This is a genomic window from Metabacillus sp. 22489, from assembly GCF_052044855.1.
Taxonomy (GTDB): Bacteria; Bacillota; Bacilli; order Bacillales; family Bacillaceae; genus Metabacillus; species Metabacillus niabensis.
In genome coordinates, this window is record NZ_JBQENT010000110.1 from 1 (window position 1) to 1,560 (window position 1,560).

Genomic DNA, 1,560 nt, shown 5'->3' on the forward strand with positions numbered 1-1,560 from the left:
GTTAGTAAGAAAAGAGCCCAATCAAGCAGATTAGGAGAAAAATGAGCGCAAGAAACTAGCCAACCTTCGGTAATTTTTTAAAAGTTGGAAGATTAGGTATGTACGCACCAATGGATGTCCACATATCTTATGGGGGTCAACCCTCCCAAGTCTCACTGAGTCTTCGCTCACACATTCCTTCGTTCAACCTTTCCATAAGGTGGATGTCGGTTATGCTGCCCCACAGGATCTCTGTCCTTACGTTAGTTGCGTTGCCGACTAATCCTATGCTGATTTTGTCTGTTCAAATCTACAAATCTAATGATTTAAAATTAAATTTTATAAAATATTAAGCTACTAATTGTACATCGATAAAAGCATTCATATGAGGTATATCCTTTAACATTTTTTCTTCCTGAAATACAAACTGCTTCTTTCCAATAGAAAAGAGAATGCGGATAAGCTTATTACATAAAGCAATTAAAGACTGCATCTTCTTCAACGGATTATCAGGTCTCGTTATATAGTATTGATGAAGGGCTTTAAAGGCTTTATTTTTCGCTACTAGAATCATAGATGCCCGAAATAATAACGCTCGTAATTTTTTACGACCACGTTTCGTGATTTTGGTCCTTCCTTTATGCTTACCTGATGTATTTTCTTTCAAGCTCAGACCAGCTAATTTAGTTATTTGACGGGGATGAGAATACTCATTCAAGTCGCCTACCTCAGCGTAAAAACCTGCCACTGTCTCTCGTCCAATTCCAGTAATCTCTAACATCTGACTCACTCCTGGTATGTCTTGAAGTAAGGTATCTAGTGAACGGTCAAGCTCTTCGAACTTGGCTTGAATAAGTTCATATTTCTGAATCAATGTTCTTAGTTCCATTTTGGCCATCATGGCACCTTGACGTATGCCAATCGAGCGATTGGCTGCCTTTTTTAAAGCTTGAATCTTCTTCATTCCTATACTTCGTTTCACTTCTTGCCTTAGATAGACGAGTAATTCTTCTTCTGTATAATTTTTATATTCATGAGGTAATGCTTCAAGTTTTAATAAATGAAGGGCTGCCTTTCCTTCCCAACTTTTAAAAACGGTAAAGAACTCTGGAAAGTACCGATCAATCCAGTTATGAACCTGTCCTTGCACAATCTGTAAGTCTACTGTTAATAGATCACGTAATTTTTTTGCCACACGCAGTTCCGCGAAAACTCCTTGTGGTATCGTTGGTTCAGCGTATCTACCATCTTTGACTAGCTGTGCAATAACTTTTGCATCTTTTACATCATTTTTAGTTGGCGAGTTATCGTCTAACTCCTTACTATGCTTGACATGTAAGGGATTAACCGTCACGAACTTAATTTGTTTTTCTTTTAAAATATGCGCTAAATTAAGCCAATAATGTCCTGTAGGTTCCATTCCACTAATAACGGATTCCATTTTATTGGTCTCTTTCAATTGATTAATCCACTCTATGAAGTAGCTAAATCCTTCTTGTGTATTTTCAAAAAAACAAGTAGAACCAAGTTCTATTCCTCGATAATCTTGTGCTCTAGCTACATGATGATGTTTGGCAATAT

Annotated in this window: 1 protein-coding gene; it reads right to left on the reverse strand. The window is 37.1% G+C overall.

Going from position 1 to position 1,560, the window contains the following annotated elements; all coding sequences use genetic code 11:
* Positions 1 to 328: 328 nt before the first annotated feature.
* The coding region (locus tag ACTJJ9_RS26250) for an IS110 family transposase (protein ID WP_440769007.1) at positions 329 to 1,560 on the reverse strand (1,232 nt) is incomplete at its 5' end.